The sequence below is a fragment of the Streptomyces sp. GMY02 genome, from assembly GCF_019056675.1.
In the GTDB taxonomy this organism is placed as follows: domain Bacteria; phylum Actinomycetota; class Actinomycetes; order Streptomycetales; family Streptomycetaceae; genus Streptomyces; species Streptomyces odonnellii.
The window spans coordinates 4306544-4333284 of sequence record NZ_CP077658.1 but is presented as its reverse complement, the minus strand read 5'-3'; the positions used below and the strand labels follow the sequence as shown (position 1 = coordinate 4333284).

Below are 26741 nucleotides of genomic sequence, written 5' to 3'. Positions count from 1 at the left end.
CGCCCGCCCATCTGCCAAGACACCGGGCGCCCCGGGCCCTACCCGCCATCGGGCGAGACAGGAGACCTTCAGCATGACGGAAAATGTTGTCCCCCTCTTCAAAACCCCGCAGACTGCCCCCGATCCGTCCGCCGACCCGCGCCCCGCCGCTGCTCCCGCCGTGCCGTTGTGGGTGCGCTCCGAGCGCGCTGCGCGCCGTACGGTCACGCGGGAGCGGACCGTGACCGCGGGCCGCCTGGTCGTGCGGCACGGCTCCTACGTGCTGGGAGGCACACGGGTTGTGGCGCGGCGTGCGTGGGACGGGCGGACCGCCGCCCGTTACGAGCGCATGATCCGCGCTGCCGAGGCTGCCGGAAATCTGGAGGCCGCCGCGGAGTGGGAGGAACGCGGACGGGCCTTCCGTGCCGCGCGGCACCAGCGGCGCATGGACCTGCTCACCTCCCCCGAGCGCCTGGTCAAGGGCGCCGGCTACGCCGCGGGCGGCACCGCAGGCGGTCTGCTGCTCCTCGGGATCGCCCTGGCCATCGCGACCAAGGACCCCGCCGACGTGCTATCCCCTGCCATGGCGCTGGTCGACCTGATCCACTGGACCGTCATCATCGCCACCGTGGTGTGGGGGCCGCTGGTCACGGTCGGCCCCTGGCTGGCCCTGTGCGGCCTATGGGCAGTCGGACGACGCCAGGAGACCGCTCCACAGTGGGCCCTTCCCGCCCACCAGCGCGGTGACAACACCGGGGCGCCGGTCACTCCGTCCGTGGTGGTGCTGGCCCTGCGGAACCTGGGGGTCGCTGTCCTGCGCAACGCCATCAAGGACATGGGCGACGCGGGCGGATCGATGCTCGGACCGATCACCCTGGCCGGCTGCGGTGTCGAAGTCGACGTGACGCTCCCCTCCGGAGTGTCGACGGAAGAGATCATGGGGCGGCGCCGGAAGCTTGCGGAGAACCTGAACCGGCACGAGCACGAGGTGTACATCAGCGTGGCGCCGGCCGCGCGCACGGTGCGCCTGTGGATCGCGGACTCCGGCGCGCTGGACGAGCCGGTCCCCGCATCGCCCCTGGTCACCGACCCGACCCTGACCGCCGATTACAAGAACGGCCGCGCACCGTGGGGCCAGGACCTGCGCGGGGATGCCGTCCTGGTCAGCCTCTACCAGAAGATGCTGCTCGTCACGGGCCTCTCGAACCAGGGCAAGACCGCGGCCCTGCGCGCGCTGGCCCTGTGGCTGGCCCTGGACAAGACCGTTGAGTTCCGCATCGGGGACCTCAAGGGTGTCGGGGACTGGGACATGTTCGACGGAGTGGCCACCGTGCTCATCCAGGGCCCGACCGACGACCACGTCGCGGAGGTCACGGAGATGGTGGAGGACGTGTTCGAGGAGATGCAGAGCCGTCTCCTCGCCCCGAAAGGCACCGTGTTCCCGCCACTGGTCGCGATCGTCGACGAAGCCCAGGTCGCCTACGGCTCCGGCGCGGTCGGCCCGGACAAGCGCCCCTACGGCGGCGCCAGGGCCACCAGCCGCTATTTCAAGGCAGCCAAGGGCATCCACGACCAGGGCCGCGCGGTCAACGTCACCATCTGGGAAGGCACCCAGGACCCCACCGACCAGAACCTCCCCAAGCGCTCCCGCGAGGGCAACCACATCCGCGCCTCCCTCGTCCTGGGCACCGAGTCGCAGGCCAAAATGGCCCTTGGCGACGCACCCGTGGACGCAGGGGCCGCCCCGCACAAGCTCCGCCAGGGACTCGACAAGGGACAGCTTGTCGTCGCCGGATCGGGCGTGGACATGGCCGCCGGCCAGGTGTCCGTCAACGTCCGCACCCACTACATCAACGACGACGAAGCCGAACAGATCGCGGAGCGCGCCAAAGCCCTGCGCTCCGGCATCACCACCCTCACCTCCGTGCCGGCCGATGAGCCGGTGGATCACCTGGCGGACATCGCCACGGTGATGGGCGACGCCAAGCGGATGCGCACCGATGAAGTCCGCGCCCGCCTCGCCTCACTCAACCCGGGCGAGTACCGCGAGTGGACCGCCTCCGACCTGACACAGGCCCTGGAAGCGGTCGGGGCGGCGCCGTACAAGACCGGCGGGATCATGCACGTCAGCCGTGCCCTCCTCGAAGAAGCCCTCGAAGAGCGCGACACCGACACCCCCGAAAGTAACGCAGGGTGAAGGGAGGCGCCTGGGGAGGCAGGGAGAACTCCCCAGGCGCCTCCCCGGGCCCGCCTCCCCGAACTGATCTGCGGTAACCCACGGTTAGGGAGGCAGAGAGGCACCCGTCTCCCACCTCGGAAAACCCCGGAAACACGCCCTCCCCGGGTTCCCTCCACCTCCCTCCCTGCACACACAGTAACCGTCATCGCCGTAGGGTACGTGCTTCTAGACCAGGGGCCAGCCGGCGAATCCGCCGTGGTCCTGGTAGACCAGCGCGATTCCCTGACCTGCGAGGAGTGCCTGTACGTCCGGGGTGGGGGCCGTGGGTAGCAACACTGCCACCCGCAGCGTCTGGGCCTCGGGAAGGTGGCGCCGGTAGTCGAGCAACTGACCGATCGCCATGCGTACGTTGGCGCGGGTGGTCAGCCCCTTCGCCTCGTACAGAACGTGGTCGGTCGCGTCGTACAGGTCGGGGGTGAGTGCGCCAGGCTCGCCCTTAACGGCGATCTGGAAGCTGTGCGTGTGATGCCCCGCCGCCGCCAGGTGCGCCACGAATGCCTTCACGAGTTCACCTTCGCGGCGTAGCACCTTGCGCTGCGTCGCGGGAATGTCCGCGGTGGTCTCCGAGGTGTTGTGCTGTTCGGTGTTCTTGACCTTCGCCCCACTCTGCGCCGGCAGCACGACAGGCTCCGGCACATCGACCGCGGTTTCGGTGATCTCCCAGTCTGAAGCCGCGGCAGCCATCTGGAGGTCCGCTTCCGTCCACGCCGGCGTCGTCCCGGGCGCCGGCCGGAAGCGGAAGACCAGCACGTTACGCATGACGCCATCCTGGCCAGGGCCGCGGCGAACGTCGTACGGCTTGACCTGGTCCAGCACCATCTCTCCGATGTAGCGCTGACGCATCGCCCCACCGCCGGGCACCTTGCCGTGCGCAACGAACAGATGCACCTCACGGCCCTTCTCCGCATGGGTAAGCAGAGACCCGTTGCGGCCAGACGGCTTCTGGTCCCCCTTCGCCCCAGCGCCCGTGTACAGGTACAGCGGCCCGAACTCGTCATCGTCCGCGCGGCCATCGAAGGTGTAGCCGTATTCCTCACCCGCGAACGGGTCGGAGTACACGAACACCTTGCCCGCATCATCGGCCGGCTCGATCCCCTGAAACGTCCCACAGCCGTAGGCCGCCGCGATGGCATCCCGAGTCGTCACCATGCCCGGCACAAGATCAACGGTCGTCGTCATACCGCGACCCTAGCCACCACCCCTGACAACCCCCGGCCATTTCGCCATGGCGGGGGTCGCTCTCATCCAGCACAAATCAACAGAGGACTGGAGGTATCCAGCATGTCCCAACATGCCCTGAACCGGCACGTGGTCATGTGGTCGGGCGGCATTACCTCATGGGCCACCGCCCGCATGGTCATTGGCCGGTACGGCAGGGACAACGTGACGCTGCTGTTCGCCGACACCAACTCCGAAGACCCCGACCTGCACCGGTTCAACCAAGAGGCAGTCGCCAAGCTGGGCGGCCAGATCGTACGCGTGGCCGACCCCAAAGAGCGCAACATCTGGGATGTCTTCGAAGATGACCGCTTCCTTGGCAACGCCCGTCTGGCCAACTGCTCAAAGTACCTCAAGCAGGTCCCGTCCAAGCGTTGGGTCGCCCAGCACACCAACCCCGCCGACACAACGTTGCACATCGGAATCGACTGGACCGAAACCCACCGCATCCAGGACATCAGCACTGGTTGGGCCCCCTGGCGGGTCGAATACCCGCTGACCGAACCCCCGCTGTACGACAAAGACCACTGGATCGCTGAGGCCAGGCGAGACGGACTTGAGCCGGTCCAGACGTACGACCTCGGCTTTCCTCATGCGAACTGCGGAGGTGGCTGTGTGCGCGCCGGCCAGGGTCAATGGGCGCGTCTCCTCGTGGTCTTCCCCGACCGTTACGCCTACGCGGAAGAACGCGAGGAGAGGTTACGTCAAAGGCTCCGCAAGGATGTGGCGATCCTTCGTGACCGCCGTGGCGGGGAACTCAAGCCTCTGACGCTTCGACAGTTCCGCCAGCGCCTGGAAGCGGCTTTCGCAGCCCAGCCTGGGCTGCGGCGCCTACTGGAGCCCGGAACCGTCACCACGCGCATCCCACCGGCCATCACAGCCGCCATGGCCAAGGTTGTAGACCTTGACGACGTCGGGGGTTGCGGCTGTTTCACCGCAACTGAGCAACCATCCAGCCCGGACGACCCATCCGGCGAACTGACCCTGTTCGACGCGGCCCGCACCCCGGAGCAGATGTCCGGGGTGCTGCCGTACACGGGAGCGGACACGTCGCTCTACTCCCGTGCGTTGGCCGGTGACGGCTACGGCTGGCTCAGCAGGATTCTGCCGCCGCCGGCTCCGCTGTCCTGCCCGCGCTGCCGCCGCCCCACACAACTCGGGACCGTGCCGCTGCTGTGGGAGTGCCCGCCCTGCGACACCCGCGATGAAGGGACGACCAGCACATGACCCGCAAGAAGAACGTACCCGTCCCGCACCCGTCCGGGACACGCTTCGACTACCCGCCGGGCGACCGGCACGCGCGGTGCGAGACCTGCTACCAGCCGCGCACCCCTCTGTTCCAGACCACTCCGGACACCCACCCCGGGATCGAGCAGTTCGGCGAACCGGTCCCGGCTCGGGTGTGCCTGCGCTGCTGGTCGAAGCACCACACCGGCGCCGAGGACGTGTGCCCGCACTGCGGCAAGGACGTCACCGAGGAACCGCTGTGGTGACCTACACCCGCACCCACACAGGTCACACCATGACCATCCACGCCCCGCACGCCGCGGACGACTTCGACCAAGAGGCGTTCGCCGCGTTCGTACGCTCGGATGTGGTGCTGGGGCTGGACGTGGAGACCCGCGCGATCGTGGACGGAGGCCCCGGGCACTTCGGCCCGGACGCGGGAGTCCGCCTCGTCCAGTTCGGCGGACTCACCGACGCGTGGGTCCTCAACCCGCTGATTCCCGAGCAGCGGCAGACGATCGAAACGGTCCTGGCGGATCCCGACCGGCGGTTCGTGACGCACACGAACTACGACGTCCTGGCCTGCTGGTCGGCGTTCGGGATCCCGCTCGCGCAACGGGTCGTGGACACGCACCTGGTGAGCAAGCTGGTGGAGCCCGACGAACGCGCGGGCCATGGCCTCAAGGACCTCACCGCCCGCTATCTGGACACCGGGCTCACAGAGGCCCAAACGGCCCTGTACGCGCGGATGCGGGCCCTGGCACCGACCGGCCGCCGCGCCGGCAACAACCCGCTGACGTGGGGATGGAACCACATCCCCACAACCGATGAGGCCTACCTCGTCTACGCAGGGCTGGACGCGATCTACGTGCGGCGGCTCCTGCCGCTCCTGCTCACCCGGTGCGGGCCGTTCTCCCACCTGGTGAGCATGGAACACTGGCTGGCCGCGCAGTCCACCGGCATCACCATCCGCGGCCTCCTCCTGGACCGCCCCTACACCGAACACCTCCTGGCCCAGGTCCAGGGAGAGTTCGACCAGGCCGCGCACGAAATCCACATGGCACTCGGGTTCTCCGGCACGAGCCCAAAGTTCGGGGCGTGGCTGGAGCAGCAGATCAGCGGCACGGAGCTCCCGCGTACGGACACCGGCCGCCCGTCTGTCACCTCCGACAGCCTCAACCAGCTCGCGGAGAAGGTGGCGGCGGGCACGGCGCGGCTGTCGGAGCAGGGCACAGCACTGGTGGCCGCGCGGCGGACGATGGCCGCACGGTCGAACACGATCAGCAACCTGAAATCATTCCTCACCGCGGCGGACGCGCAGGGCAGGGTGCATCCGCAGATCAACACCCTGCGCGCCAAAACGGGCCGCATGTCCATCACCGCGCCCGCCTTGCAGACCCTCAAGAAGCACGACCCCAGGCTGCGGCACTGCTTCCGCGCCGATCCCGGGAACGTGCTGGTGGCCTGCGACTTCTCCCAGGTCGAAGTCCGCGTAGCAGCAGCCTTGAGCAGGGACCGCACGCTAATGGACGTCATCGCTTCCGGGGTCGACATCCACGACGCCACCGCCCGGCTCATGTACGGGCCAGGGTTCACCAAGGAACAGCGCACGGTCGGCAAGCGGGCGACGTTCGGCACGATCTACGGCGGCGGCGCGAAGGCTCTGGCCGCGCAGACCGGTGTGCCGGTCAACGTGGCGCGCGGGGTGATCCAGCGCTGGCAGCGCACGTATCCGGAGGTGATCCGGTACGGCAAGGACATCGCCAACGCCACCACCGTGATCACCGGCTCCGGCCGGCGGATCCCGTCCGACCCGGACCGGCCCTACGCGAACAGCAACTACGCCATCCAGTCCACCGCGAGGGATCTACTGGTCGCGGCCGTCTACCAGCTCGCCACCGCCGGGGGGCTCCATGACCGGCTGTGGCTGTTCGTCCACGACGAACTGATCGTCAACGTCCCCGAGCAGCAGGCCGAACAGGTCCGAGACCAGCTCACCGCGGCCATGACCACCAGCTTCCGCGGCGTGCCGATCGCCGCAGACGCGGAGATCCTCGGCACCCACTGGGGCCGCCTCCCCGAACCCGAGCAGGCACCCGCCCCCGCCTCATCCGAGCAGACCGCAGCCTGAAAGGGGCTCGCACATGCCCATCGGAGAGACCGTCATCACGCTGGTCGGCAACCTCACCGCCGACCCCGAACTCACCCACACCGACCAGGGAGTCGCCCGGCTGACGTTCAACGTCGCCTCCAACTCCCGCGTCTGGGACAAGACCCGCGCCGAATGGGGCGAGGGCCGCACCCTGTTCCTGCGCTGCACCGCCTGGCGCTGGATCGCGGAGAACGCCGCAGCCAGCCTCACCAAGGGCACCCGCGTCATCGTCACCGGAGCCCTGCGCCAGTTCGACTACACCGCCCCGGACGGCACCGTACGGACCGGGTTCGGCCTGGACGTGGACGACATCGCGGTCAGCCTTCGCTACGCCACCGCCACCGTGACCCGCACCGGCCGCACCAACACCACGCAGCCCGTCACCGGGAACGACCCGTGGGCCACCGCGACGCCTGCCGGTAAGTACAGCGACCAGCCGCCCTTCTAGGGCCGCCCGGGGCGCCCGTACGACTTTGGCGAGCAGGACGGGCGCCCCGGTTCTCCCTGGCCACTGCTGACCTGTGGAGGTCTCCATCATGACGCAACACCGCACGACCAAGCCCCGCCGCGGACCCTACTGGGCTCCGGCACGGACACAGGCACTGACCATGGCCACCCTGTACGGCCTGGCAGTCATCCCCCTCACCCGCGCGAAACTCCCCGCCATTCCCGCCGCACACCCGGACGGCAACCCCTGTACCGGCCAGTGCGGCGCCCTGGGCCACGGCATCCACGACGCCTCCAGCGAACCGGTCCAGGTCCGCCGCCTGTTCGACGCGGCATCCTGGGCCGCCGGCTACGCCATCGCCTGCGGACGCGCCCCGCACCACCTCTTCGGCCTGGACCTGGACCGCAAGAACGGTGCCGACGGAGTGGCCGCCCTGCACGCCCTGGCCCGCACACACGGATTCACCGTGCCCCAGACCGTGACCGTGGCCACCCAGTCTGGCGGCCTCCACCTGTGGCTCACCGCACCCGCCGGTACCCGCGTGCCGAACACCGCCGGGGCGCTGGCGCCCGGGATCGACACCCGGGGCTCCGGCGGCTACCTGGTCGGCCCCGGAAGCCTCGGACCCCGCGGCCGGTACCGACTGACAACCAGTTTCAGCCACACACCCATCGCACCCGCACCCCCCGCGATCATGACCCTCCTGAACAGCCGTCTGGCGGCCGTTCAGGAGGGTCCTGGACCAACTGCCCCGGGAGGGGGGTCCGGGCGGCCTGAGAGCCGTCTAGCCGGTTTGGTGCGTGTCGTCCTCAACTGCGGCCCTAACGATCTCAACAACCGGCTCTATTGGGCCGCCCGGACTGCGTTCGAAGCAGACGACATCGACCCCGAGACCGCCACGGCGCATCTGCTGGCCGCGGCGGTGGAGCGCGGCCACCCCGAGACCCCCGCACGGCGCACGATCGCCAGTGCGGCCAAGGGTGCCGCCCGCAGCCGGCAGGAGACCCTCTCATGAGCGACAAGGGCCCCAGCCAGGCATCCCAACTGGTCGCCATGGCCAAAGCGGGATACCGGTTCGTGATGTCCACAGACGGCCGCCCCTACGGCGTCCGTCGCAACGGCCCCAACATCGCACGCCCCTTCAAAGGCCGCGGAGGCGTACGGGCAGCGCTGGCCAAGCAGTTCACCGAGGACAACGGCGGACAGGTCCCCTCCGCGTCCGCCCTCGCGGACGCGATGACCGTGCTGGAGGGCATCGCGGACGCCACCGACCCGGTACGGGTCCACCTGCGGGTGGCCCGGGACGGAGAGCGGATCGTGCTGGACCTCGGCACGGCCGATGGCAGGGCGGTCATCGTCACCGCTGACGGCTGGCAGGTGGTCGACCGCTCCCCGGTCCTCTTCCGCCGCTCCGGCGCCATGACACCTTTACCCACCCCCGAGCGGGGCGGGGACGGGATCGCCATGCTGCGCGGCCTGATCAACATGGACGATTCCGCCTTCCACCGGCTGATCGCGTGGCTGATCGCCGCATGGATCCCGGACATCCCCCACCCCGTCCTCACCTTCAAGGGCGAGCAGGGCACCGGGAAGTCCTACACCGCGCAGATGATGGTGAACCTGGTCGACCCCTCACCCGCTGCCAAACGCTCCCAGCCGCGGGACATCAAGACCTGGTCGGTCCAGGCGTTCAGCTCCTGGGCCCTGTGCCTGGACAACGTCTCCGTCATCCCCCCGTGGCTGTCCGACACCCTGTGCCGGGCCGTCACCGGGGACGGGATCGTGGACCGCGCCCTCTACAGCGACGACGACGTCGTCGTGCTGACATTCCGCCGGGTCCTCGCGATGACCACCATCGACGCGGGCGCCCTGGCCGGAGACCTCGCGGAACGGATGATGCTGCTGGACCTCCAGCCCATCACCACCAGCGCCCGCCGCGGCGAAGAGGAAATGGACGCCGCATACGCCACCGCACGACCCGCGGTGATCGGCAGCCTGCTGGACCTCCTCGCGAACGTCCTGCGCGAACTCCCGACCATCACCCTGGCCAGCAAGCCGCGCCTCGCGGACTTCGCCCGGGTCCTGGCCGCCGTTGACCACGTCACCGGCTGGACAACGCTCGCCGACTACAGCGCATCCGGCGAAAGCGTCAACGCCGACGCCTTGCAGGGCGACCCCTTCGGCTCCGCCCTGGTCGCCTTCCTGGACACCCACGGCGCCTTCCAGGGCACCGCATCCCAGCTCATGGACGTGATCCCGCCGCCGGACGGCTACCACCCCCAGTGGCCCAAGGACGCCACCCGCGCCAGCGGCCGGCTCAAGCGCATCGCACCCCTGCTCCGCTCCATCGGCATCGCCTACGACGACACCCAACGCACCCCCGACCGCGCCCGCCAACGACTCATCACCCTCACCCCATCAGAAATGCGGTGCGATACAGCGTCCGCAGCGACCACAGCGTCCGCACCCCCCGCTGACCAGCACAAACCTGCGGTCACTGACGCGGGCACCACCCCGCTCGCAGCGTCCGCACAGCGTCCGCACGATACGGATGCGGACGCTACCCCCGAGCCTGCGGACGCTCCGAACCCCACAGCGTCCACACCAGCGTCCGCCACCCATACACGCCCTGACCTGCACATCCACACGACCCCGGACGCTGTGGTCGCTGCGGACGCTGCAATACACCGCACTTCTAATCCGGGACTCCGCTGCCCCATCTGCGGCGACCCCGTAGACCCCGAACTCACCGCCGCCGGCCACCTCACCCACCCCGAATGCTGAGAGTCCGGAAGGAGATCCCGCTATGGCACGCCCCCAGATGCTCAAGCTCCCCGAGGTCCTTGCCGAACTCGGCATGAGTCGCGCCGCCTTTTACCGCCTGCGCGCCCGAGGTCAGGCGCCGCGTCTCTACAAGCTGCCGAACGGTCAACTCCGCGTCCGTCGCGCTGACCTCGACGCATGGCTGGCTGGCTACGAAGAAGCCGCGTGAGTCCCTGAGTCCGCACCAACCATCTGTGAGAGGGCCCGCCACGGCGGGCCCTCTCGTCATGGAGAGACATGCTCACCTTCGACGTTGTGATCTGGTCCATCCGGCAGCGGAAAGGCCGGCCGAAGCCCTGGGAACTCCGTTGGCGCGTCGGTGCCGAGGAGCATTCCAAGAGTTACATGCTCAAGCCGCAGGCAGACGGCCGCCGTTCTCAGCTCATGGCTGCCCTACAGAAAGGGCAGCGGTTCGACGAGGAGATCGGCCTGCCAGAGAAGGAGCTTGCCGCCCTCGCGATGCCGTCGTGGTACGAGCACGCCAAGGCATACGCGCTGATGAAATGGCCCGGAGCGGCGGCAAAGCATCGGGCGAGCATCGCGGAATCTCTCGCAGTCGTGACACCCATCTTTGTGACGAAAACCAGCACCCGCCCTGACGCCCGTGTGCTTCGGGCTGCCCTGTATCAGTGGGCGTTCCGAGCAGTTGACGGACCGAAGGATCAACTCGTCTCGCGAGCCGATGCAGAAGAGCCTCCCGATGACGTTCGTAAAGCTCTGGAATGGATGGCTCAGCACTCGATGAGAGTGGACGAAGCCGCGAAACCGGAGCACGTACGCGCGGCGCTCACTGCCCTCTCCAAGCTCCTTAACGGGAAGACTGCGGCGGAGAACACCGCCAATCGGAAACGCATGGTGCTGAGCAATGCCTTCCGCTACGCGGTTGAGGAGCGGGCCCTCCTCACCCGGCATCCGTTCCTGTCGGTTGACTGGGCGGCTCCGCAGACCTCGGACGAGGTTGATTTTCGTTGGGTGCCCGGCCCTCAGCTCGCTCGCGCTCTGCTCGGTGCCGTGGCCACGCAGGGGGCCCGTGGTGAGCATCTGGAGGCGTTCTACGGGGCCGTTTACTACGTCGCCACGCGTCCGGGTGAGGCCGCGGCCCTGCGGGAGTCGGACTTCGTCCTGCCGCCGGAGAGCGAGCCGGAGGCGTGGGGTGAGGTGCTTGTGTCGGAGAGTCATCCCGAAGTGGGAAGCGGCTGGACCGACAGCGGGAAGTCCCACGACGAACGCGGCCTGAAGCATCGGGCGCGCGGGGCTGTACGAGCCGTCCCGGTCCCGCCGGTGTATGTGCGCATGGTCCGCGCCCACATCGCGCGCTTCGGCGTAGCGCCGGACGGCCGGTTGTTCCGGGCGGCACGCGGCGGGCGCCTCACGTCGACGGAGTACTGCGAAGTCTGGAGCGAGGCGCGGAAGGCCGTACTCAGCGAGCAGGAGATCCAGACCGCGCTGGCAGAGGTCCCGTACTCCCTGCGGCACGCTGCCATCTCGCTGTGGATCAAGTCCGGCATGGATCCGGTGGAGGCCGCCTACCGTGCCGGCCACAGCCTCGCGGTGCTCTACCGGTTCTACGCCAAGCTCCTCAAGGGTGGGTCGGCAGCGGCCAACCGCCTCGTTGAGCAGGGGCTTCGGGCAGAGGAGTAGGGCCGATCCTGGCCCGCACATGGCCCACACGCACTGGTCAGCACTGGGATTCGGGCGCCCAAGGTGAGACAAGGTGAGCACAGAGGGCGCGGCTCCCATCCGGAGCCGCGCCCTCTGACCTGCCACTTCTCTGACCTGGCGGTGGGTGTGGGATTTGAACCCACGGTGACATCACTGCCACGACGGTTTTCAAGACCGTTCCCTTAGGCCACTCGGGCAACCCACCTGTGCCCCGCCCACCAGCGACGGAGCCTCTACAGCTTACCGGTCGGCCACGGCCTGCCGGTCTCACACGGCGGTCTCGCTGTCACGACGGGCCGGGGGCAACAAGAGGTCACGCTCTCGGTCGCCTGTGTCGACACAACGTACGCACCGTGACCTGCGCAAGGCGTGCTCCCAGCCGGGGCCTGGTGGCGGTCGGCTTGTGGTGCTGAAGTCCTTTGATTCTGGCGTTCGTTGCGGTACGTGGCGGACCCGGCGGCGAGGTGTTCGGATGCGTGGCCGCGCTTCAGGGCCTCTCGTCTGCCTCGGCAGGGGGTACGTCCGGCATGCTCCTGGAGGCGTTGGGAAAGGCGTGCTCGCCGCGAGGTTGTGAATCCCCCGGCTGCGGGAGAACTCGCGCCGGCGGGTCGACCAGTTGCTCACGGGCATGCGTGGCGACGGCTTCAATGGCTGTCGGACGGAGAGCTGCCCGGCCGTGACCGTGCGGTGGACGAAATGGCGTAGTAACGGGCTCTGCGGGCCCGTAGCATCCGGCGCGTGGCTGAGGATGCGGTGGACGGGGAAGACGTGGCGACGGAAGCGGGGCGGGAGGCGTGTTGGCGGGGGGAGGGGGTTCGGCTTGCTCCTCTTGACGTCGATGACGCCGAGTTGATGCACCGGTGGCGGTCCGACCCGGTGGCCGCTCATGAGATCGGTATCTGGCCCCGGCCCCTGTCCGGGCTTCGCGAGCGCATTGCGCGCTATGTCGACAACCAGGACCGCGACGACTTCGTCGTTCTGCTCCCCGACGGCACTCCGGTCGGTCACATCGCCCTCGCCGATCAGGACATCGTCGACGGTACGGCGGACATCCATCTGATGCTGGCCCCTGAGTACCGGGGGAAGGGACACGGCGCGGACGCCCTCGACGCTCTGGTCGATCTGGCCTTTGGTGAACTGCCCATGCACCGCTTGCAGGCGATCACCCACTCCGACAACACAGCCGCGCTCGCCACCTTGGCGAAGTCAGGTTTTCTCCAGGAAGGGGTACGGCGCTCCGCGTGTCTCCACCGGGGACGACGCCACGACCTCGCGGTCCTGTCATTGCTCCGCCCGGAGTGGGAGGCGTTGACACGTCCCAGGTCCTGGGACCTCTGACCGACGAAGTCCCGGACACGCTCCGGGACGCGCTCCGGGCTCCGGCCCGCCCCGGCCGAACCCTGAAACTCCACATCAGAGCCGAGCGACCGAGTCCCGCTTACTTCTGACGAAGTAAGCGGGACTCCGCTTTTCTCTGCTTTTCGCCAATCAAAAAGTCCGCACACCAGCAGCTCATAGGCTTTTCTTTATGGAATTCTGAGGACTAGACGACTAGCAGACGAGCCAGAAGGTTTCCTCTCCCCGTAGGAGTGAGTCTACGCATTACACCTAGCGACCGGTAATTCGGATGTGCCATAAAAGGAAAGGGGGCCAGTGAGTCGACACGAATGAAGGAGACGAAATGAGCAGACCGCCCGTCAAGAACCGAGCTGCCGCAGCGCTCGCTGCCCTCGCGCTCGCCGGGTGCGGGGTCCTGGCGGCCACGACGGCCACCGCGTCCACCCCTGCGGCGAACGACGATGCGGACTCGCACGAGTTTGTGGCAGTCGGACCGCAGTACGGCAAGGTGGTGACCAGCCGCAGCCCGCTCGACATTCGGCAGAGGCCCGACCAGAACTCTCCCATCCTGGGTTCGGTTCCCCGCAACAAAATCATCCGGCTGGCGTGCTGGGAATCGGGCACGACCTTCACGATCCCGAATTACGCGGGCGGAAACCAGTTCTGGTACAAGATCGCCCCAGGTCAGGGATATAAAACGGGGTATCTCACCGCGCAGTACGTGAGGATTGACCCCAACGATCTGGACAACCTGCCGAACTGCCATCATTGAGCAACCGCAAACGGCCCGGCCACATAGCGGAATGCTGAAGGCGCGGCTCCCATCCGGAGCCGCGCCTTCTGACTTTCTACGAGCGGGACTTGCTATGAGCGGGACTTGCTACGAACAGGTCTTTCTACAAGCAGGACTTGCTGCAAGTACACCCGTCAGTTCTCAGGTCGGCCCGTCAGTTCTCGCCCTTGCGCTCGCCCAGGGTTACCTGGACCGTGGATTCCTTGCCGTCGCGCTTGTAGGTGAGAGTCACCTTGTCGCCCGGCTTGTGGGTCCAGATCTGGCCGATCAGGGTGGGGCCGCTGTCGATCGGGGTGTCGTTGAACTTGGTGATGATGTCGCCCGCCTTGAGGCCGGCCTTCGCGGCCGGGCCGTTCGGGGTGATCGCCGGGGTGCCGCCCTCGCCCTGGGGGAGATGGTGGCGCCTTCGCCGCCCTCGGCCATCGTCACCGTGGCGCCGATCAGGGGGTAGACCGGCTGGCCCGTCTCGATGAGCTGCTCGGCGACGTTCTTCGCCTGGTTGATCGGGATGGCGAAGCCGAGGCCGATGGAGCCCGCCTGGGACTGGCCCAGACCGCCGCTGCCCGCCGACTGGATGGCCGAGTTGATGCCGATGACCGCGCCACGGGAGTCCAACAGCGGACCGCCGGAGTTGCCCGGGTTGATGGAGGCGTCGGTCTGGAGAGCGCTCATGTACGAATTGCTCGCCCCGGAACCGTCACCCGAGGCCACCGGGCGGTTCTTGGCGCTGATGATGCCCGTCGTCACCGTGTTGGAGAGGCCGAAGGGCGCGCCGATCGCGATCGTCGAGTCGCCGACAGCGACCTGGTCCGAGTTGGCGAGCGGCAGTGGCGTCAGGCCGGCGGGGGCCTTCTTCAGCTTCACCACCGCCACGTCGTAGCCCTGGGCCCGGCCCACGACCTCGGCGTCGTACTTGTCGCCGTTCGAGAACGTCGCGGTCAGGTCACCGCCGTTGGCCGCGGACGCCACCACATGGTTGTTGGTGAGGATGTGGCCTTCCTTGTCGTAGACGAAGCCGGTGCCCGTACCGCCCTCGCCGTTCCCGCCCTGCGCCTCGATGGTGACCACGCTGGGCAGCGACTTCGCGGCCACCGCCGCGACCGTGCCGGACTCGCGCTTGATGTCCTTCGGGGCGTCCGCCGCGGCGACCGTCGTCGAACCGCTGCCACCGTTGTCGTTGCGCTCCGCCGCCCAGTAGCCGACGCCGCCGCCGATACCGCCCGCGACCAGCGCGGCCGCGAGCACGGCGGTGATCAGTCCGCCCTGGCGCCTGCGCGGCGGCTTGGACCCGTCGCCGGGAACCGGGTCGCCCCACTGCGGACCGTCGCCACCGCCTCCGTACGAGCCGCCACCGCCGTACGAGCCACCGCTCCCGTACGAGGGGAGTACGGGCGGGGGAGGCGGCCAGCCGGCGTCGGCCGCCGCGTGCCCGGAGGCAGGACCGGACCCAGCCCCGGGCCCCGATGCAGCACCGGAGCCGGAACCGGGCTCGGAGGTCGGACCGGAAGCGGACTCAAGAACCGGCTGCCCACTCCCGTGAGCCTGCTGCCCGCTCCCCTGTGCCTGCCGCCCGTCCCCCTGTGCCTGCTGCCCGTCCCCGTACGACTGCTCGTCCCCCTGTGCCGAATGCACCGGCTGTGCCGGATGCGCCGACGCGGGCGTGGCCCGGGGAGCGGCATCCGGCACGGGAGGTACGGACGGGGCGGCGTCCGCCGCAGTGCCCTCGTTCTCAGTGCTCACAGCTCGTTCTCCTCGGTTCCGCATCAGCATCAGTCTTCGGCAGGCGTCCCGCGGAGTCCCGCCCTGCGGGTTTCCGCGTGTGTGCACATCGGTCGTGCACGTTGGTCGTGCACTCGGTCGTACACATCGGTCGCGCGCGTCGATCGCACGCGTCCCTGACGCACACCGCCGGCGCACGTCGGTCGATCGCGCAAGTCAACCGCGCATGTATCTGCGGTCAGCTTTTCCCACAGCACGTCAGACCACTGTAAGCAGGACCTGTGCGTCCGGCCCACCGCCCTTTACTTCGGACACTCCATATAAAACGATTGCATTGTGATCCGATCAGCCGCAGAACCCCGTCCGTTCATCTGCCTACTCGCCTGCCTACCCCGTCTCGATGACACCATGACGCGGTGACTCAAGCACGACAGCACAGCATCCAGGTCGTCGCCCACCGAGGAGCCTCGGAGGACGCGCCGGAGCACACCCTGGCCGCATACACCAAGGCCATCGAGGACGGTGCCGACGCCCTGGAATGCGATGTGCGGCTCACGGCGGACGGCCATCTCGTCTGTGTCCACGACCGCCGCGTGAACCGCACCTCCAACGGCCGCGGAGCCGTCTCCGCCCTGGAGCTGGCCGACCTCGCGACCCTCGACTTCGGCTCGTGGAAGGACAGCGAGGAGAGCCCGGACTGGCGTGACCGCGAGTTCACCTCCGTACTGACGCTGGAGCGGCTGCTGGAACTGGTCGCGGACGCGAGCCGCCCCATCCAGCTCGCCATCGAGACCAAACACCCGACCCGCTGGGCCGGACAGGTGGAGGAGCGGCTGCTCCACCTGCTGGGCCGGTTCGGACTCAGCGATCCGGAGCCGGGCGAGTCGGCCGTACGGATCATGAGCTTCTCGGCGCGCTCGCTGCACCGGATCGCGTACGGCGCGCCCAGGCTGCCGACCGTCTATCTGATGCAGTTCGTCACACCCCGGCTGCGCGACGGACGGCTGCCCGCCGGCGCCCGGATCGCGGGCCCGGGCATGCGGATCGTCCGCAATCACCCCGGCTACATCGCGCGGCTGCACAGAGCGGGCCACCGTGTCCATGTCTGGACGGTGAATGAGCCGGAAGACGTCGATCTCTGTGTACGTCTCGGAGTCGAAGCGATCATCACCAATCGCCCCAAACAGGTGCTGTCCCAGTTGGGCCGCCTTGCCTGATAACGCCGCGCTTCCAGCTCATTCCCGTGCACATGGCCCGGCAAAGCGTTATGAATCGCCATCAAGCGGCCAATGACAGGGAGTGCACCGGCGCATTCGGTCCGTATCCGGTCGTCATGAGTGCGTCAAAGGGCTCCTCCTGGCCGGTTTCCGGTCCAGGCCGATCGGGCATCCAAACGGTGGCGTGGGGCAAAGGAGGTCTCGGGGGTGGCGTTTGTGGTGGCACAAGAGGTGCCCACGTCGTCGAGCATGGCCGTTCCCCATGGCCCTGCGGGCGTGGGGGAAGCGCGGCACCGGATGCGGGAGCAGCTCAGCCGCAGCGGAGTGTCGGACGCGGTGGTCGACGATGCCGTACTGATCCTTTCCGAACTCGTCAGCAATGCCTGCCGGCACGGCAGACCGCTGGGGCGCGAGCAGATCGGCGACGGTGACATCCGTGCGGCCTGGCGCGTCGACAAGGCGGGGCGGCTGATAGTCGAGGTGACGGACGGCGGTGGCCCGACACGGCCCATACCCGCGACGCCCTCGGTGACGGCCCGCGGCGGACGCGGACTCAACATCATCTCGGCGCTCGCCCAGGAGTGGGGCGTACGGGACAGCGAGTCCGGCGAAGTCACCGTGTGGGTGATCGTATCCGCGATACACCGTCACGACGATTTCGCTACGCGCGTCACAGGCCCCGTACCGGCCTCAGGACAGGGCGCCGGGGCGGGTTCGGATACGGGATCGAGTACGGGTACGGCGACGGCGCCCGGCAGAAGCGCGGCCCGTACAGCGGCCGGTACGTACGTCGACCTGGACGCGATCGACGAGTTGGACGAGTTGGACGAGTTGGACGGACTCGACGGACTCGACGGGCTGGAAAGCCTCAGCCGTCTGGACCGGCTCGCCTTCGCGGACCCCTTCGACGACGGGACCTGAGCGCCACCCGCCCGCAGCAAAGCCCCGCAAAGGCCTGTGCCGTACGGCCGCGGCACTGGCCTCGTACGCATCGGTACGCCCGCAGCACTGATTCGTACACCCGCCGGACTGCCCCGCACCGCCCGCGTACCCACGGCGGACGTGCCCACCGTCGGCACACGATGTGCCCGCCTTCGCGCCCCGCACCGACCCTCCCGCGCGTCGCATAGCGCCCTCCGCCCTGCCCGTACGGCTAGGCTCGCGCCGACATCGCACCGCCGCTAACGGGAGAAAGCCACACCATGGCCAAGAAGCGCCCCCAGACGAAGGCCACCACGGCGCAGCTCAAGGACGGACCGATCCCGGTGGTGGGGGCCCGTGAACCCTGCCCGTGCGGTTCGGGCCGCCGCTACAAGGCCTGTCACGGCCGGGCCGCCGCGCACGCCGTGACCGAGCTGGTCCAGCGCCCCTTCGAGGGCCTGGCCGGTGAGTGCGACTGGGTCGCGATGCGCGAGCTGGTGCCCGCCGCGACCGCCGAGCTGACCCTCAAGGACGGGCTCCCCGAGGGCGTGCCGTCCGTGACGCTCGCGACCGTACTGCCCATGGCCTGGCCAGCGCTGCGCCGCGACGACGGCTCCGTACTGCTCGCGCTCCAGAACGACACCTCGTCCGGCGATCTCAGCCGCGATCTCGCCGATACGCTCCGGCGTGCGCTGACCGCCGAGCCCGGCAACCCGGTGGCCGCGCAGCGGGTGCCCGCCGACGGCCCGCGGCTCCAGGACCTGCTCGACCCCGACGCCCCCTTCAAGCCCGTCGTCCACGCCGGGTTCGAATTCTGGGTGCCGGACGCGGAGAACGCCTCGGCCGAGGTCAACGCCTCGCTGGAGCGCGCCAACGCCGCCGCGATCCCGACCGTACTGCTCTCGGGCAGCGATGCCGCCTACTGGTGCGAGACCCCGGAGAAGAACCATCTGCGCTGGGTGATGCCGTACGCCGAGGAGCCGTTGCTGGACGCGCTGGCCCGGCTGCACGCCGCGGGTACGTCGAGCCTCGGTGAGGGGACCCGGCTGGTCGGCTCCTTCCGGGCGCACGGGCTGACCGTACCGGTGTGGGACCTGCCCAGCGCGATGGGCGCCGAGGACTGCGAGAAGCCGGCGGCGGAGTTCGCCGAGCGGTTGACGGCGGCGCTCGGCGTCAATGCGCCATTGACGGCGGACGAGCGCCGGGCGCGCGGCGGTCTCACCAACCGCCAGGTGACCCTGAGCTGACTCACCGCGTCGGCGCGGGGCCGGCTCCCGGGGCTATGAGGTGTCTTGTCTGTGCCGGGCCCCGCGAGCCCGGCTAATCGGCAAGATCGGCAAGACATGCCTCGCAGCACGGGAGCCGGCCACGTCGTCGTCGGACCACCGGATCGGATTCGGGATCGGGATCGGGATCGGGATCGCCGGAGCGTTCACGGACCGTATCCGTCGTCGGTTCCTCGGCCGCGTGAAGTTCGCGCGGCCGGCTGGTGACACCTGTCACATCGGGCATCACACCTGCCCGTACCTGCCGGTAATTCATTGTCCGAATACACCGGATCGAATTTGCTAACTGCCGATCTCTTGTTACCGTTCTATAAGCCCGGTCGCTGGTGCATCCCCCGTCGCCAGCGATCGGGCGTCTGCGTTCCCGGATGCGATCGGTACGCCAACAGGCCGTAGCAGCCCACGAGTTGCTCCCCATCAGCATCCCGCCCCAGTCGCGGCGGTCGGCGGACGGCAGTTACGAGTTGCTCCCCACCCGCAGAAGCAAAGGCCCGATCTCCTCGCTGTCGCCCCCGGTCCTGGGCGCTGCCTGGGCAGTCGAGGCCGCGAACTCCGCAATCGCGGTGTAGTCCGCCAGCGCTCCCAGCGAGGGCTCACGCGGCGTCTGGCAGCTCGCCGCTCCGGCCGTCGCGGCGACCACGCACTGTGTCTGTACGGTGCGTCCGCGCGGGCCCATCAGGCTGAGCGCGGCGACCAGTTCATCGCCGGACGCGTTGCGGTAGTGGGTACGCGCCCACGTGTCACGCCCCTCGCGCAGTACACATGTGCGTGCCTCGATCCCTTCTGGAGAGGCGACTTCAGGCCCACATCGCTCACCGGCGCGCACGACCGGGTCGTCGGACGAGGAGGACGTGGCAGCGGCATCCGCGGGCGTGGCGGACCCGTCAATTCCGGACAGGGACTGACGGCCGGGTCCGGGCTTCGCGTCGAGTGCTCCGGGCGCGGAACCTGTCCGGGATCCCTCGGCGGGTTTGACGGCTTCACCGGGCCGGGCAGGATCAGAGGACCCGGCGGTGGCAGCCACCGGCAGAAGTACGGCGAACACCGCGACGGCGGCGAACCCGATCGCGCGAAGATTCATGGTGGGCCACCTGCCACTGCCGGAGATCGCTGACGGTGGCCGAAGATACCCACGGCACGGGCTGTTGAGAGGCAGCGCGCGCACAGTCCCCGTACATGTCGGGGCGGCTCACACCCGTACGAGTGATGCGCGTAATGCAGTGGTACGAGCGACCGGCGCGTCGCCCGTGGGACGGCATGCGAACGCGACCGCGCCGACCGCCGCCGGTGCGGCGGTCCGTACGCGATCCCGCGTCCCCGTTCGCTGGGCGCCGTTCATCTTCGCCGAGGGCTGTTCACCGTGCGCCGTTCTTCAGATGTCCGTATGCGACATGCCCGTACGCGACATGCCCGTACGCGTCATGTCCGTACGCGAGTTTCGTAGCTCAGTTCGCAGTTCTCTGCTCTCAGTACGCGAGTCTGCTGCCGCCGTCCGGCGCACTCGTACTCGCTTCCACCAGCGCGTCCACGACCGCCTCCACATCCGGCAGCCAGGGCGCCGCCGAGCCCGCCAGCGGCCCGCGCTCCCAGCGGACCTGCCCGCCGGCCGCCTCGGAGGGCGGCAGTACGAGATAGCCGCCCTCGCCGTGGAACCGCAGCGAACTGGGCACCCAGGCCTTGGCGTAGAGCAGCTCGCCGAGCTGTTCGAGGGTGTACGGAGCCACCAGCAGCGACCAGCGCGTGGGCGTCGCGACGACAGGGCCGAGCCGGATCTCCATCCGGTCCAGCTCCGCCAGCGCCCGCGCGCCCGCGACGGCCGGCAGGCTCACCGCGCAGGGTGCGGTGCCGCCGGTGGCCAGCACGATCGGGGCCGTGGGCCGGTTCCGCCACCACCAGCGCACCATCCGCTCATCGGTGGTCGCGGCGAGCAGCCCCGGGTCGAAGGGGTGTGCGCCGGGTACGGCGCAGTCGAGGTCGGGGCAGGCGCAGCCGCGCCCGCGCGTCCCGCGTCCGCCGGCCGCCGTGAGTCCGGCGCCCGGGAGTACGGGCCATCTCCACGCGGTGGCGCAGAGGAGCGCCGCGTCGAGCTGGGCCGGCTCCTCCTTGCGCCGGAGCCGGAGCCTGCGTCGCCTTCCGAGGATCTCGCGCATGAGCGCTCGTTCCTTTCCGTTGAACGCCGAGGTCCACATGACACTGACACCATGTGTGTGCATCACTTCACCGTGCGTACCGCCGTGCGTATTTCATCGCGCACACATCGACATGTACCGCCACGCACCGCCGCATGGCCGCCCCGTACCCGAGGTACGGACAGACTTCTCCCGGCCTGCGGCGCGCCGCGCCGTTCCTGGGCCGAGACCGGACTGTCTTCGTTGAGCGTGTGGCGAGGGGTGGCGTGCGCATGGCGCCTACTGTGCCGCTCTGTCCCGCTGTACTTTTCTCGCCACTCCGGGGGATGAGGCTTGGCCTACGGCGGTTAAGACGCCCGGTACCGCCGCCAGGTTCCGGGGTGGTCCCAACTGCCCCTGTCCGTCACCGTTTACGTACCCATCACGTTCGGAATGACGCTCCACCCGGGTCGTACATGAACTCATCCCTGGAGGACCCCCTGTTGAGCTCCCTCAGTCGATCGCAAAACCTGACCCGGGGGGTAATTTTTTTGCCAACTTGAACGTCTCAGGACACCACCCACCCGAGCAGGACAATGCTGGACATTGCTCAAGTTGTACGTGTACATGTGGACACATAGGCAGTCGTGCGGAATGACCTAGGGGTTTGCGATGCTATGGAGTGAAACGCACCCGTCGGAAAGCCGACTGCCATGAGCGCTCCGAACATGCCGAAAGTGGCTGGAATCGATCCAACAGTTCCCGCCCCCGCGCACACTGCCCAGCCGTCGGCTGATCTTCCGGCCGCGCCCGGCGCGCTGATCCGGGACCGGCTGGCCGGCTGGGTCTCGGATCTGACCACGCTCCACGAGCTGACCGAACGCCTGGCCAGGACCGGTTCGCTGGACGGCGCGCTCAAGGAACTGCTGCGTGCCGGAGCCGCCCTCGTCGGTGCCCGCCGGGGCCTGGTCGTCTTCGAACCGGCCGACCGCCTGGGGCCGGCGACCACCCTGGGACTCGGACTGGCCCACGCGGATCTCGGCCATCTTGAGACCGTGCCGCGCCGCGTCTCCTCGTACGGCGGGCTCCTCCTGGACGGGACCGCGCGGAACGAACCGGTGGCGGCGCCCGATCTGTTCGGGGGCACGGATGTGGACCCGCGCCAGCGCGAAGTCGCGGTACGGCTCGGATACGGCGCGAGCTATGCCGTGCCGCTCATCGCCGGAACTGGTGCTGGTGCTGGTGCTGGTGGCGGTACGGGTACCGGGGGCACGAGCAGCGGTCGTACCGGCGGCGTTTCGGGGCGACTGGGGGCCGTTGTCTGGTTGTACGACGAACCCGCCGAACCGGTGGAACGGCAGCGCCATCTCGTCGGTCTCTACGCCCGGTACGCGAGCGAGCATCTCGCGCGGCTGCTGGAGCTGGAGCGGGCCCGTACCCGCGTGGCCGCCATCGCCGAGGAACTGCTGCCCACCCGGCTCCCCCGGATCCCCGGAGTCCGGCTCGCCGCGCGGCACCGCACCGGACCGTACGGCGGCGGCGACTGGTACGACGCGCTGCCGCTGCCCGAGGGCGCCGTGAGTCTGGCCGTGGGCTCCGTCAGCGGTTCCGGGCCCGGCGCGGTGGCCGCGATGGGACGGCTGCGCGCGTCGCTGCGCGCGTACGCCGTGATGGAGGGCGAGGATCCCGTCGCCGTGCTCTCCGATCTGGAGCTGCTGCTGCGGCTGACCGAGCCCGCTCGTACGGCCACCGCGCTCTTCGCGTACGCCGAACCGGCCCAGGGCAAGATCGTGCTGGCGGGGGCCGGGCACGCGCCGCCGCTGATCGTCGGGGACCGGCGCGCGGAGTTCGTCGAGACGTCCCTGTCCGCGCCGCTCGGGATGCTCTCGTGCTGGGAGGCGCCCAGCGTGGAGCTGTGGCCCGGGTCCGGCGAAACGGTGCTGCTGTACACGGACGGGCTGTTGCGGCGTACCGGCGACCCCATGGACCGCGCCTTCGCGCGGCTGCACAGCGCGGCGGCGAGCGTGCCCGCGTCCGTCCGGGAGGATCCGGGGGCGGTCGCCGACCATGTGCTGCGGACCGTGCTGCCGGGCGAGCACGAGACCGGGCGCGGCGAACGCGCCGGTACGGGCGCGGGCGCGGGGAAGTCCGAGGGCGCGGAGGACGTCGTGGTGCTCGCCGCCCGGTTCGACTGACTCGCTCGGCTGACCGCTCTCATCCGCTGCTGATCGATTTCTCACGGGCGCCCGGGGCCGTTCCGCACAGGCCCCGGGGCCGCCTTCCCCTCGCACATACGATGGGGAAGATGACCCAGACCGATAGTCGTACAAGGAGAAGACGTGGCTGACGAGCTCCCCCAGGAGACCCCGGAACCGGCGACCCCGGAGACCGAGGAAGAGCCGATCAAGACCAGGAAGAACGGTTTGTACCCGGGCGTGTCCGACGAGCTCGCAGAGATCATGAAGTCCGGCTGGGCCGACACCGAGCTGCACGGCCTGGAGCCCATCCCGCAGGCCGCCCACACGGCCGCGCGCCGCGCCGCGCTCTCCGCGCGCTTCCCCGGCGAGCGTCTGGTCATCCCCGCGGGCAATCTCAAGGTCCGCTCCAACGACACCGAGTACCCCTTCCGTGCCGCCACCGAGTACGCGTACCTCACCGGCGACCAGAGCGAGGACGGCGTCCTCGTACTGGAGCCGAAGGACGGCGGGCACGACGCGACCATCTATCTGCTGCCGCGCTCCAACCGCGAGAACGGCGAGTTCTGGCTCGACGGGCAGGGCGAGCTGTGGGTGGGCCGCCGGCACTCCCTCGCCGAGGCCGAACAGCTCCTGGGCATCCCCGCCAAGGACGTGCGGAAGCTGGCCGCCGCCCTGAAGGAGGCCACGGGACCGGTACGTACCATGCGTGGACACGACGCCTCCATCGAGGCCGCGCTGACCGACAAGGTCACCGCGGAGCGCGACGAGGAACTGCGTGTCCATCTCTCCGAGGCGCGGGCCGTGAAGGACGACTTCGAGATCGGCGAGCTGCAGAAGGCCGTCGACTCCACCGTGCGCGGCTTCGAGGACGTCGTGAAGATCCTCGACAAGGCCGAGGCGACCAGCGAACGCTATATCGAGGGAACGTTCTTCCTGCGCGCCCGTGTCGAGGGCAACGACATCGGCTACGGCTCGATCTGCGCGGCGGGACCGCACGCCACCACCCTCCACTGGGTGCGCAACAACGGCGACGTACGCTCCGGGGACCTGCTGCTGCTCGACGCCGGGGTGGAGACACACACCCTCTACACGGCCGACGTCACCCGCACACTGCCCATCAACGGCCGTTACAGCGAGCTGCAGCGGAAGATCTACGACGCGGTGTACGAATCCCAGGAAGCCGGTATCGCGGCGGTGAAGCCGGGGGCGAAGTACCGCGACTTCCATGACGCCTCGCAGCGCGTCCTCGCCGAGAAGCTCGTCGAGTGGGGGCTGCTCGAAGGGCCGGTCGAGAAGGTCCTGGAGCTGGGCCTCCAGCGCCGCTGGACGCTGCACGGCACGGGTCACATGCTCGGCCTGGACGTGCACGACTGCGCGGCCGCCCGCAGGGAGGCGTACGTGGACGGGACGCTGGAGCCGGGAATGTGCCTCACTGTCGAGCCGGGGCTCTACTTCCAGACCGATGATCTGACCGTTCCGGAGGAGTACCGCGGCATCGGGGTGCGGATCGAGGACGACATCCTCGTCACCGAGGACGGGAACCGGAACCTCTCGGCGGGGCTGCCGCGCCGGGCCGACGAGGTGGAGGCGTGGATGGCGGGCCTCAAGCAGGCCTGACCGCCGGGTTGATCCGATGACTTGATCCGACGAGTTGATCCGACAGTCGTATCGGCTTCATGGCCGTATCGGATCCGCTGTGCCGGATTCATGGCTTATCTGCTTCATGGCCGTGTCGGTCCATCGCCCTATCGGATCCGCGGAGGGCGCGCTGCCCGGGTCACATGGCCCTGAGCAGCGCGTCCTCCCGCCATTTGAGGATCTTGTCGAAGCTGACCACCGCGCCGTGCCCGGGCCGGTTGCGGAAGTGCACATGATCGGCGAGCTGTTCGATCAGACCGAGCCCTCTGCCGTTCTCGGAGGTGGGGGCGGGCGCGGGACGGCGGAGCACTCGCCGGGCGGGGAAGCCGGGGCCCGAGTCGGCCACTTCGATACGGCATCTCTCACCGTCCAGATAGGCGGTGACGCGGTACGCCCCCGGCTCCTCGGCGGACGGTCCGTCCGCGCCGGGCCCGCTGTCGCCGGCGTCCGCGGTGCCCCAGCCGCTCCCGCCGTCAGCACCGGTGCCGCCGTGCTCGACGGCGTTCGCACAGGCTTCGGTGAGCGCGACCGACAGATCGAAGGAGACGTCCGGATCGACCCCCGCGGTCTCCATGGCGCCGAGCAGGAGATGACGGGCGAGTGGAACACTCGCGGCTTCGCGCCGCAAGTGGAGAGACCACCAGATGCTCATGCTCCAGCCTTTCTGGCTGTGGCTCGACATACCGATACGTATTGCCCCTCTTGGGGGGTCGTAAGCACGCGGTTGACGTGATAGCGCTCATTCGGCGGATGCGAACGCGGCGCATGGCGGTGTATGGGGGGCGCTGTGCGGAACGGGCGCGGACCGGTGCATGGGCGGTGTATCGGACAGAGGGCGACCTTATGGACCTGCCCTACGGCGCCCGGAACCGCGGTGCGATGATGGCCCGGCCATGTCTGCTCGTCTCGTACGTGCCGGAGCCGCTCCGCGGCTGCTGAGGGCCGCGGTGTTCACCGCGGTCTGTGTCGTGCTGTCGGCGACCGGGCATGTACTGGCCGCGTGCGCGCCGGTCCCGTGGTGGACCCTGCTTCTCGGCTTCGTGGCCGTCTTCGCCGTCGCCGCCCCGCTGGCCGGACGTGTGCGTTCGACAGGGTCCATCGTGGTCGCCCTGACGGCTGGACAGCTCGGTCTGCACAGCCTGTTCGGCATCGGCCAGCGGCATCCCGTCGTACCGGCGGGCACCGACGACGCGTTGATCAGGCTGGCCGCGAAACTCGTCTGCGGCGCCGGTCCCGCCTCGCTCAGCGCTGTCGACGCACAGCGGATCGTGGCCAACGCGGGGCTCAACCCGGCGGGTTCGGGCGCGTCGGCCGGTACGGGCTCAGATGTGATGGCGGGCGCTCATCAGCATATGGCGGGCATGGGCGTGCTCTCGGGCTCCATGCCCTCGGGCTCCGCTTCGGCTTCCGTACACGCTTCCGTCGAGGGGCTGCTGCCCTCCCTGCCCATGGTTCTCGCGCATCTGCTGGCCGCCCTCGCGACCGGCTGGCTGCTGCGTCGCGGGGATCTCGCGCTCGTACGGCTCACGCAGCTCTCGGCGCAGGGGGTCGGCGAGGTGACGGACAGCGCGGCGCTGCGTGCCCTGCGCGCCGCCCTCGCGCTCGTACGGGCCCTGCGCGCCGGGCTGCCCGGCGTACCCGCTTCTGCCGTGCGCGCCCCGCGCACCTCGTATCTCACTCCCCCGGTGACCTCCGGGGAGACACTCCAGCACTCGGTGATCAGGCGCGGGCCGCCCGCCGTCCTCGCTCTCGCAGCCTGACGCGACGCGTTCCTC

21 protein-coding genes, 1 tRNA gene and 1 pseudogene are annotated in these 26741 nt (G+C 69.2%); 17 read left to right on the top strand and 6 right to left on the bottom strand.

All coding sequences use genetic code 11. The annotated features are described in order from the left end of the window. Positions 1 to 73: 73 nt before the first annotated feature. Positions 74 to 2176, top strand: coding sequence for an ATP-binding protein (locus tag KQY30_RS18130; RefSeq protein WP_217307732.1), 2103 nt, complete (start codon positions 74 to 76; stop codon positions 2174 to 2176). A gap of 207 nt (positions 2177 to 2383) precedes the next feature. Here the strand turns inward: KQY30_RS18130 and KQY30_RS18125 are convergent, their stop codons facing one another. Beyond that, positions 2384 to 3397 (bottom strand): hypothetical protein, encoded by a 1014-nt coding sequence (locus KQY30_RS18125; protein WP_217307731.1) that lies wholly within the window; start codon positions 3395 to 3397, stop codon positions 2384 to 2386. Positions 3398 to 3499: 102 nt separating this feature from the next. Between KQY30_RS18125 and KQY30_RS18120 the strand changes: the two genes are divergently transcribed. The 8 genes from KQY30_RS18120 (at position 3500) to KQY30_RS18085 (ending at position 11727) form a co-directional block, all read left to right on the top strand. Then, on the top strand, positions 3500 to 4663 hold the full coding sequence (locus KQY30_RS18120) for a hypothetical protein (RefSeq protein WP_217307730.1): 1164 nt from the start codon (positions 3500 to 3502) through the stop codon (positions 4661 to 4663). Further along, positions 4660 to 4929, top strand: a complete 270-nt coding sequence (locus KQY30_RS18115) for a hypothetical protein (protein WP_217307729.1) — start codon at positions 4660 to 4662, stop codon at positions 4927 to 4929. Before KQY30_RS18120 ends, KQY30_RS18115 begins: the two co-directional genes overlap by 4 nt. After that, positions 4923 to 6794: a DNA polymerase gene (locus KQY30_RS18110; protein ID WP_217307728.1), complete on the top strand. Its 1872-nt coding sequence runs from the start codon at positions 4923 to 4925 to the stop codon at positions 6792 to 6794. The genes KQY30_RS18115 and KQY30_RS18110 overlap by 7 nt, the downstream gene beginning before the upstream one ends. Positions 6795 to 6807: 13 nt before the next feature. After that, on the top strand, positions 6808 to 7263 hold the full coding sequence (gene ssb, locus KQY30_RS18105; RefSeq protein ID WP_217307727.1) for a single-stranded DNA-binding protein: 456 nt from the start codon (positions 6808 to 6810) through the stop codon (positions 7261 to 7263). A gap of 88 nt (positions 7264 to 7351) precedes the next feature. Beyond that, positions 7352 to 8278, top strand: a complete 927-nt coding sequence (locus tag KQY30_RS18100; protein WP_217307726.1) for a bifunctional DNA primase/polymerase — start codon at positions 7352 to 7354, stop codon at positions 8276 to 8278. Next, entirely contained in the window at positions 8275 to 10047 is a 1773-nt protein-coding gene (locus KQY30_RS18095; RefSeq protein WP_217307725.1) for an ATP-binding protein, read from the top strand. Before KQY30_RS18100 ends, KQY30_RS18095 begins: the two co-directional genes overlap by 4 nt. A 22-nt stretch (positions 10048 to 10069) precedes the next feature. Then, the gene (locus tag KQY30_RS18090; RefSeq protein WP_217307724.1) at positions 10070 to 10255 is read left to right on the top strand and encodes an AlpA family transcriptional regulator; all 186 of its coding nucleotides are present in this window, start codon (positions 10070 to 10072) and stop codon (positions 10253 to 10255) included. A gap of 68 nt (positions 10256 to 10323) precedes the next feature. Continuing rightward, positions 10324 to 11727, top strand: a complete 1404-nt coding sequence (locus KQY30_RS18085; protein ID WP_217307723.1) for a site-specific integrase — start codon at positions 10324 to 10326, stop codon at positions 11725 to 11727. Between the two features lie 136 nt (positions 11728 to 11863). Here KQY30_RS18085 and KQY30_RS18080 read toward each other — a convergent pair. Next, positions 11864 to 11953, bottom strand: a tRNA-Ser gene (locus KQY30_RS18080). 533 nt (positions 11954 to 12486) lie between these two features. Between KQY30_RS18080 and KQY30_RS18075 the strand changes: the two genes are divergently transcribed. Both KQY30_RS18075 and KQY30_RS18070 read left to right on the top strand, forming a co-directional pair. Continuing rightward, positions 12487 to 13086 carry a GNAT family N-acetyltransferase gene (locus KQY30_RS18075; protein ID WP_367997427.1) on the top strand — a complete coding sequence of 200 codons (600 nt, stop codon included), beginning with the start codon at positions 12487 to 12489 and terminating at the stop codon, positions 13084 to 13086. A 343-nt stretch (positions 13087 to 13429) separates the two neighbouring features. Beyond that, on the top strand, positions 13430 to 13858 hold the full coding sequence (locus tag KQY30_RS18070; protein WP_217307722.1) for an SH3 domain-containing protein: 429 nt from the start codon (positions 13430 to 13432) through the stop codon (positions 13856 to 13858). A 175-nt stretch (positions 13859 to 14033) separates the two neighbouring features. Here KQY30_RS18070 and KQY30_RS18065 read toward each other — a convergent pair. Then, positions 14034 to 15619, bottom strand: a pseudogene (locus KQY30_RS18065) (trypsin-like peptidase domain-containing protein). 395 nt (positions 15620 to 16014) lie between these two features. Between KQY30_RS18065 and KQY30_RS18060 the strand changes: the two are divergent. The 3 genes from KQY30_RS18060 (at position 16015) to KQY30_RS18050 (ending at position 18983) form a co-directional block, all read left to right on the top strand. Further along, the gene (locus KQY30_RS18060; RefSeq protein WP_217307721.1) at positions 16015 to 16815 is read left to right on the top strand and encodes a glycerophosphodiester phosphodiesterase; all 801 of its coding nucleotides are present in this window, start codon (positions 16015 to 16017) and stop codon (positions 16813 to 16815) included. Positions 16816 to 16935: 120 nt separating this feature from the next. Then, positions 16936 to 17736: an ATP-binding protein gene (locus tag KQY30_RS36525; protein WP_254407194.1), complete on the top strand. Its 801-nt coding sequence runs from the start codon at positions 16936 to 16938 to the stop codon at positions 17734 to 17736. Positions 17737 to 18017: 281 nt separating this feature from the next. Continuing rightward, positions 18018 to 18983, top strand: coding sequence for a DUF5926 family protein (locus tag KQY30_RS18050; RefSeq protein ID WP_217307720.1), 966 nt, complete (start codon positions 18018 to 18020; stop codon positions 18981 to 18983). A 496-nt stretch (positions 18984 to 19479) separates the two neighbouring features. Here the strand turns inward: KQY30_RS18050 and KQY30_RS18045 are convergent, their stop codons facing one another. Together KQY30_RS18045 and KQY30_RS18040 are read right to left on the bottom strand one after the other, a co-directional pair. Then, on the bottom strand, positions 19480 to 20103 hold the full coding sequence (locus KQY30_RS18045) for a hypothetical protein (RefSeq protein WP_217307719.1): 624 nt from the start codon (positions 20101 to 20103) through the stop codon (positions 19480 to 19482). A 385-nt stretch (positions 20104 to 20488) separates the two neighbouring features. Then, positions 20489 to 21172, bottom strand: a complete 684-nt coding sequence (locus KQY30_RS18040; RefSeq protein WP_217311135.1) for a bifunctional DNA primase/polymerase — start codon at positions 21170 to 21172, stop codon at positions 20489 to 20491. A 686-nt stretch (positions 21173 to 21858) separates the two neighbouring features. On the opposite strand from KQY30_RS18040, the gene KQY30_RS18035 reads away from it, so the two are divergent. Next, positions 21859 to 23325, top strand: coding sequence for a PP2C family protein-serine/threonine phosphatase (locus KQY30_RS18035; RefSeq protein ID WP_254407619.1), 1467 nt, complete (start codon positions 21859 to 21861; stop codon positions 23323 to 23325). A gap of 144 nt (positions 23326 to 23469) precedes the next feature. Further along, positions 23470 to 24945 (top strand): aminopeptidase P family protein, encoded by a 1476-nt coding sequence (locus KQY30_RS18030; protein ID WP_217307717.1) that lies wholly within the window; start codon positions 23470 to 23472, stop codon positions 24943 to 24945. Between the two features lie 160 nt (positions 24946 to 25105). On the opposite strand, the gene KQY30_RS18025 is transcribed toward KQY30_RS18030, so the two are convergent. After that, positions 25106 to 25618 (bottom strand): ATP-binding protein, encoded by a 513-nt coding sequence (locus tag KQY30_RS18025; RefSeq protein WP_217307716.1) that lies wholly within the window; start codon positions 25616 to 25618, stop codon positions 25106 to 25108. 241 nt (positions 25619 to 25859) lie between these two features. Between KQY30_RS18025 and KQY30_RS18020 the strand changes: the two genes are divergently transcribed. Then, on the top strand, positions 25860 to 26726 hold the full coding sequence (locus tag KQY30_RS18020; protein ID WP_217307715.1) for a hypothetical protein: 867 nt from the start codon (positions 25860 to 25862) through the stop codon (positions 26724 to 26726). The last annotated feature ends 15 nt before the right edge of the window (positions 26727 to 26741 follow it).

Bases quoted from the DNA above. Each gene is read 5' to 3' on its own strand.
- KQY30_RS18130 (WP_217307732.1), top strand. From the start codon at position 74: ATGACGGAAAATGTTGTCCCCCTCTTCAAAACCCCGCAGACTGCCCCC.
- KQY30_RS18125 (WP_217307731.1), bottom strand. From the start codon at position 3,397: ATGACGACGACCGTTGATCTTGTGCCGGGCATGGTGACGACTCGGGAT.
- KQY30_RS18120 (WP_217307730.1), top strand. From the start codon at position 3,500: ATGTCCCAACATGCCCTGAACCGGCACGTGGTCATGTGGTCGGGCGGC.
- KQY30_RS18115 (WP_217307729.1), top strand. From the start codon at position 4,660: ATGACCCGCAAGAAGAACGTACCCGTCCCGCACCCGTCCGGGACACGC.
- ssb (WP_217307727.1), top strand. From the start codon at position 6,808: ATGCCCATCGGAGAGACCGTCATCACGCTGGTCGGCAACCTCACCGCC.
- KQY30_RS18100 (WP_217307726.1), top strand. From the start codon at position 7,352: ATGACGCAACACCGCACGACCAAGCCCCGCCGCGGACCCTACTGGGCT.
- KQY30_RS18095 (WP_217307725.1), top strand. From the start codon at position 8,275: ATGAGCGACAAGGGCCCCAGCCAGGCATCCCAACTGGTCGCCATGGCC.
- KQY30_RS18090 (WP_217307724.1), top strand. From the start codon at position 10,070: ATGGCACGCCCCCAGATGCTCAAGCTCCCCGAGGTCCTTGCCGAACTC.
- KQY30_RS18085 (WP_217307723.1), top strand. From the start codon at position 10,324: ATGCTCACCTTCGACGTTGTGATCTGGTCCATCCGGCAGCGGAAAGGC.
- KQY30_RS18070 (WP_217307722.1), top strand. From the start codon at position 13,430: ATGAGCAGACCGCCCGTCAAGAACCGAGCTGCCGCAGCGCTCGCTGCC.
- KQY30_RS18050 (WP_217307720.1), top strand. From the start codon at position 18,018: ATGGCCAAGAAGCGCCCCCAGACGAAGGCCACCACGGCGCAGCTCAAG.
- KQY30_RS18045 (WP_217307719.1), bottom strand. From the start codon at position 20,103: ATGAATCTTCGCGCGATCGGGTTCGCCGCCGTCGCGGTGTTCGCCGTA.
- KQY30_RS18040 (WP_217311135.1), bottom strand. From the start codon at position 21,172: ATGCGCGAGATCCTCGGAAGGCGACGCAGGCTCCGGCTCCGGCGCAAG.
- KQY30_RS18035 (WP_254407619.1), top strand. From the start codon at position 21,859: ATGCCGAAAGTGGCTGGAATCGATCCAACAGTTCCCGCCCCCGCGCAC.
- KQY30_RS18025 (WP_217307716.1), bottom strand. From the start codon at position 25,618: ATGAGCATCTGGTGGTCTCTCCACTTGCGGCGCGAAGCCGCGAGTGTT.
- KQY30_RS18020 (WP_217307715.1), top strand. From the start codon at position 25,860: ATGTCTGCTCGTCTCGTACGTGCCGGAGCCGCTCCGCGGCTGCTGAGG.